At 36.9% G+C, this 6220-nt stretch carries 3 protein-coding genes and 1 pseudogene; all 4 read left to right on the top strand.

Translation table 11 applies throughout. The features are described from left to right. Positions 1–2133: hypothetical protein (locus L4C33_RS18465; protein WP_428813878.1), on the top strand; the 2133-nt coding region annotated here is incomplete at its 5' end. 871 nt (positions 2134–3004) lie between these two features. Next, positions 3005–3991 carry a helix-turn-helix transcriptional regulator gene (locus L4C33_RS18460; RefSeq protein WP_428813877.1) on the top strand — a complete coding sequence of 329 codons (987 nt, stop codon included), beginning with the start codon at positions 3005–3007 and terminating at the stop codon, positions 3989–3991. Positions 3992–4016: 25 nt separating this feature from the next. Beyond that, positions 4017–5090, top strand: coding sequence for a chemotaxis protein (locus L4C33_RS18455; protein WP_428813876.1), 1074 nt, complete (start codon positions 4017–4019; stop codon positions 5088–5090). A 50-nt stretch (positions 5091–5140) separates the two neighbouring features. Continuing rightward, positions 5141–6220: pseudogene (locus tag L4C33_RS18450) on the top strand (ATPase); the annotation flags it as partial.

The raw sequence follows: 6220 nt of genomic DNA, 5'->3' as shown, positions 1-6220 counted from the left end.
GGTGGAGAGTTGTCAATAAGTGAGAGCTTTTTCAAAAAATATCATACAAAACAAAAGATTTATTCAAAAATCATCAGTCTGCTAGGTCAGCTTAGATATTTAGAACAAGATCAACTGACRCCTATTCTATTTCAATTTTGGCGAGAAGATGAGTCTACTAGAAGCGATATAGAAAAAGTATTTAAAGAGCTGTCTGAGTTTAATTTGTATGCCGTGGAGAAAATTGGATTTGAACCGCAGTTGAAGCTCTTAGATTCAATCAAACAGTTTTCAGATGATGAAAAGTTTGAATGCTTTTCAATAGTGAAAAGTATATTTAAACAGTTGTTATCAACTGATATTGAAGGGCATAGTTGGAATTATCGAACTGTTTCGATTAAATCTATGGCTATCCCAGCAACTGAGCAAATTGAAAACCTGCGCAATGATACAGTCTCATGTTTGATAAGTATGTATAAACATACTGAGAATATTGAAAATAAGAAAGAGCTTTTAGCTCTTATGAATAGTGCTTGTCGCATTTGGTCTAGAACAAAAATTTCAGAAGAAGCCAAGTTAATTGTTGAGAAAAACTCTATAGATATACTGAAATTCTGGTCTTCGATAATAAAAAATGAGCCGTTAGAGTTGGTTCAGAAGTTAGAACATGATGCATATTGGAATTATTATCATGCAACTAGTCAACCCGTTAGAGATATGGCTTTATCGTTAGAAGGCGTTCTAAATACGCTCGATGAATATCAGATTTATCGGGATCTAGTTGGTTACGAAGGTATCTTTGGTAGTTGGGAAGAAGAGCGGAATTTAAGGTCTGATTTCGATAATAAAAGAAAGCTTCGTGAAGAAAGGGTAAATATTCATATTAATAGCGTCTCTAAAGTTAACATAGAAGAGTGGATGAATAGAGTAGAGCTTTACTTGGAGACCGATTCTAGAGATTTAGCAACATTTCCTGAGTTATTTAAATTTGTCGAAGTGACTTCTAGTCGTTTCCCTAAAGAGTTTCTCTTGCACTTTGAAAATACACCTAATTTGAATAAGTCTGCTGTAGCTGTATTTAGAGGTGTTTGGACTTCGCATCAACAGGCTGAGTTTATAGACAAAATAGGCACATGGTTAGAAGACGGTAAATATTTGTGGGAACTTTCGGTTGCATTTTTGAGCTTTAAAGGATTAAGTTTTGAATTAATGGAAAAGTTTGTAAATACTTCTATCTCTGTTGGGGACACACAAAGCTTAAGTTCATTTATTCGAGTCTTAGATGAGCGCTATGAAGACTTCCCTTCAGAATCAATTAATTTATTGTTTAGTAGAATATTTACGTATCTAAACCAAAAAAGTAGCACAGTGTGGGTTAACCACGTTTGGTTCGCGCGAAAAGGACAGTCATTTATTGAAGCTCTTTCTAGCGATAATTTAAAACTAATGGTAGATAACCTAGTTTTTGTTAATGATGTCGATTATCGGGTTGAGGGAGTTTTAGAGCATATTTCAAATATCAATGTGGATGATGTATTTTACTTTTTTGAACAGCGTATTGAATATAAAAAGTACTATGGTAGGGAACAAGAAGATAAATATGAGGACATTCCTTTTAGTTTACACTCAATTAATAGGGCTTTAGCCGAGCATCCTGAAAAGCTTCTATTACTAATAAAAAATAATCATGAGTACAAGTATGGTATCCATCAATATGGTATTGCCAGCCTATTTAAAAAGTGTTTTTCACCATTCGAACCACAATTAATAGATGTAGTAATAGAAAACTTAAATCCATTGAATGAAAATGAACTGAAGTTGATTTTGGCAATGATTAAATCTTATGATGGGCATACATCTATTTTGCCATTGGTAAAGCGTCTCTTGGAAGAAATAGAGTGTAATGAAGCTAATATTCAAGATATAAGCCACGCTCTACTTAACACAGGTGTGACAAGCGGTGAGTACGGTTATGCAAACGCGCTTAAAGGTAAACTGGAAGACATGAAGCCTTGGCTTGAAGATGATCACGCTAACGTTGTCAAGTTTGCGTATCAATACAGCGCGCACTTGAAAGAGCTAATTGATACAGAGATCAAAAGAATTGATGAACAAGTGGCACTTGAAAAGCACAAATATGGTGAGAACGAATAACAGCAAATAAACAAAACGTTTCAGTTTATGGTTTCAACATACTTTGTCTCATCTGTATCGACCAAGTTAGACTTAATAATCTAACTTGGTTCTGGACAGAACCTTGACGGAAGTTGTTTCATTTAGCCATCACCATAGATTACTGCCGTATTTATACCGAGGGTTGAGATGTTGTTCACAATTACTTGAGATAGTCTGTGTTTTTTCTAGGTTACTTAATCACTTAGATAATTATGCATGTCGTACGAATGCCAAGCCAACTAATGAAGAATTCGTTATTGCTCAGCAGTCAGTCGAGTTACTGTAATGTAGCTTTATAAGTAACCCTTTCCAAAAGCTCCGTTCTTCGGAGCTTTTTTGTTCCCTGTCTTTGAAATCATTCACGTTTTTTAGTTGATCTGTCCATAAGCGCTTTAACAAAAGTTATCTAAGAAATTTAGTCATTCCAATGACTATTCAGTCGTAGACTACTGATTTTCTATCAGCGTATCTATAACCTCGTTTGATGCATCTCTCTTACTTCAAAGACGTAATCCTCGGATTTGGTCGTTTGTTTGACAATTAGTTGGGTTAATTTTGGTTGGTGTTCTAGGACTGAACAGGAACTTTCAGCGTAACTCCTTCATTTCAAGTCGTTAACCACTGTTATTGGAACCCAACTTTTTGTATGCGACGCATTTTGTCGTGTGTTGCGATAAGATTTAGTTGTGGTAACGATATGTCATGTTATTTACACGCTGATGGCTTTAGTGTATAAAGTGCGGCATATAATGTCGCAGCATAAACTCAGTGCTGTAGTCTAGGATTTACCCCTTTTAATGAATGAGCATTGGCGACAAATTATGCTTCGGTGCTCTTGAAGATATTACGCATGACTAAACGAGCAACCACTCGTGAGTCGTTAGTATTAGCTTTTGAACTACTGAAGCGTATACCACGCTCACGAAAAGTTACTGCTGCCGAGCTTCACAAAGAATTAGAACATGCAGGGATAGCTAGAGATATCAGGACGATTCAACGTAATCTTGAGATGCTTTGTGAGCATTTCGAGATAGAGCGTGACGATCGAACAAAGCCATATGGATATTCTTTAAAACAGAATATCGATGGTTTAGCTTTACCCACTTTAACTCCCCAAGAGTCATTACTATTGGCTCTTGCTGAAGATTACTTAAGCAATCTTTTGCCTCAAAGCCTGATGGGAGCTATGCAGAGCTTTTTTTCTGAAGCTAGGCTTAATTTGCTTCCTGTAAAAGGGAACTCAAAAGAACGAGCTTGGCTTAAAAAAGTAAGATTCGTAAATGATAGTCAACCATTGTTACCCCCAAATATAGATGAAGAAACATTCAATGCTGTCAGCGAAGCATTGTTTCATGATCGATTTCTGACTATTGAATATACAAACGCCAAAAAAAAACAAAATAATGCATTGGTTATGCCTTTGGGCTTAGCACAGCAGAGCAATCGTATTTATCTAGTATGTCGTTTTGATGGCTTTGATAATGAGAGAAGTGTTGCGTTACACAGGATTACGAAAGCAACGGTATCTACATTCAGTTTTGAGCGTCCCAAGAGCTTTTCTTTAGAACAGTATGATGCCGATGGACGTTTCGGCTTTGGAGAAGGAGTAAAAGGTATTCTTTCCTTTACAGCTGATGAAAATGTGAGCTTTTATTTATCAGAGACTCCTCTTTCCAACGATCAAACTATAGAAGCTAGAAATGAGAAACGTTACCTTATTAAAGCAACAGTGACAGATTCATTGCTACTTAAAAGATGGTTAATGGCATTCGGAAATAAAATTGGCGATATTCATTTCAATGATGATGAACTAGATCTAACAATTTCAAATACATAAAACTTAATGACACTGGAGAGCAGATATGCCTTTACCACTTATTTTGGGTGCAGCAGCAGTTGCCGCAGCAGGCTTTGGAGCAAAAAAAGGATATGACGGCTACCAAGATAAAACCGAAGCGAATGAGATTATAGAAAAAGCAAAATCGGATTATGAATCCACTAAATCTCGCTTTGATGAAGCGAATGAAATTACAGAAGAGCATTTGACTAACTTAGGTGAGTTACAGTTAAAAGTCGGCAGTGATTTCAAGAAGTTTCGAACCATTGCTCAAGAGCTATTAGATAAACTTGAGAAATCAAATGTGGGGGATATTACTGTTGATTTTCCAAAACACAAATTAGATCAGATTGATGGGTTAGCTTTTTCTACAACTGCTTACCTTGGTGAATTGGCAAAAGGTGCTGTTGGTGGCGGAGCCGCAGCCTATGCTGTGTATGGGGGGGTGATGGCTCTTGCTGCTGCCTCAACAGGCACTCCAATTGCGGCTCTTTCTGGTGCTGCTGCTTATAACGCAACAATGGCTGCTATCGGCGGTGGCGCTCTTAGCGCTGGTGGTATGGGTATGGCAGGTGGTGCAATGGTTCTTGGTGGTGTAGTCGCGGCACCAATTATTGCTATTGCAGGCTGGGCATTTGCCTCTCATGCAGAAGAAGCTTTATCTGATGCTAAAGAATCTCGTAGAGAAGTAGAGGAGGCAATTGCGAAGATGCATAAAGCTCAACACCAATTAGGGCAAACTCGCATCTATGTTAAAAAACTGCATTCCGAGATTGAACGTATTTATACAACTATTTTCCTTCCTTACTTTGATGCCCTCAAAGAAATGGAGAGACTTATAAAGTCGGGCGAAAATCGAGAAGAAATTGCTGATGAGTTAATTCAAATTATTGGTAATGGCTATCAAGTAGCGGCAATTCTAACGGATATCATCACGACGCCACTCTTCAAACCAAAGATGGATAGCAATGGTAAAGTTGTAATGACTAAAGATAATGCGGTAGAGATCGAAGTGAATGCTGATGGTTTACAGGTTATTAATGCTAATCAAATTGACGCGAACTTAGCGACTTCAAGCAAAGCATCTCAACAATATTAATCCGAATAGGAGCTAGCTTTCTAGCTCCGTATTTATCTGGCGAAATAAATATGACTTCTCTAGCACAGAAAGAATTTCAACTAACAGAAGAACTGCACAAAACGGTTGTTCAAAGCTTAGTTACATCATTTGGTTTAGATTTTCTGCTTTTTGAGGATAAGAAGGGTGGGGATGTAGCAACTATCCATAATGCTCGGAAATATCAGAATGGGGATAAAGATATACACCTATCTGAGCAAGTCAAAAATGAATATCGAGATAGAGGCACATACGATTCTCATGCCTACCATAGCGATGTAAATTACAAAGCGAAAGGTAAAGCAGATAAGATCGCGCAGAAAGAAGACAGACTTCATGATGCATATCGAAATCAAACAATGTCTCAAAGCGACAACAGACAGTTAGATCATGTTATATCAGCAAGTGAAGTTCATAATGATGCAGGAAGAGTTCTTGCTGGAGTTGATGGCGCTGCAGTAGCTAATCAAGATTCTAATTTCCAATCGACTTATGGCTATATCAACACATTGAAATCAAACCATTCAATGGATGTCTTTTTGAATGAGAAGTTACCTTCTACGATTGAAAAAAAGAAGCAAAATATCCAGAAAAATACTGATGCACTGCAACTTTTGGAAAACCCTACAACACCAGAGCAAAAGCATAAAAAGAGAAAGTTAGAAGATAAAGTTCGCAAAGAACAAGAGCATTTAGATGCACTAGAAAGTATCGATCCTACCGAAATGAAAAAGGCCGATGATAAGGCTAGAAAAGAATATGATGCTGAAATAAATAAGCAGTACTACACAAGCAGTAAGTTCTTTAAAAATACAGGTTACGAAGCGGCTAAAAGTGGCTTTAAAATGGGAATTCGTCAAGCATTAGGAATCATATTTTCCGAAGTATGGTTTGAGTTAAAGGATGTTATTCCTGAGCTATTCAAAGACAAGAATGAATCGTTTACCTTCAAAAAATTTCTTGAAAAACTAAAAGATGTTGGTTTGTCTATTTGGAAAAGAGTTCAATCTAGATTTAAGGATATTTTTGAAGAGTTTAAGAATGGTATGTTAGCTGGTGCTCTATCAAGTCTCACAACAACTATTATGAATATCTTTTTTACTACTCAAAAG

This window comes from Vibrio makurazakiensis, assembly GCF_050337375.1.
Classification (GTDB): Bacteria; Pseudomonadota; Gammaproteobacteria; order Enterobacterales; family Vibrionaceae; genus Vibrio; species Vibrio makurazakiensis.
This window is presented reverse-complemented; position numbering and strand designations above follow the sequence as displayed.

Excerpts from the sequence above, each read along its gene's own strand:
- L4C33_RS18460 (WP_428813877.1), top strand. The coding sequence starts at position 3,005 with ATGACTAAACGAGCAACCACTCGTGAGTCGTTAGTATTAGCTTTTGAA.
- L4C33_RS18455 (WP_428813876.1), top strand. The coding sequence starts at position 4,017 with ATGCCTTTACCACTTATTTTGGGTGCAGCAGCAGTTGCCGCAGCAGGC.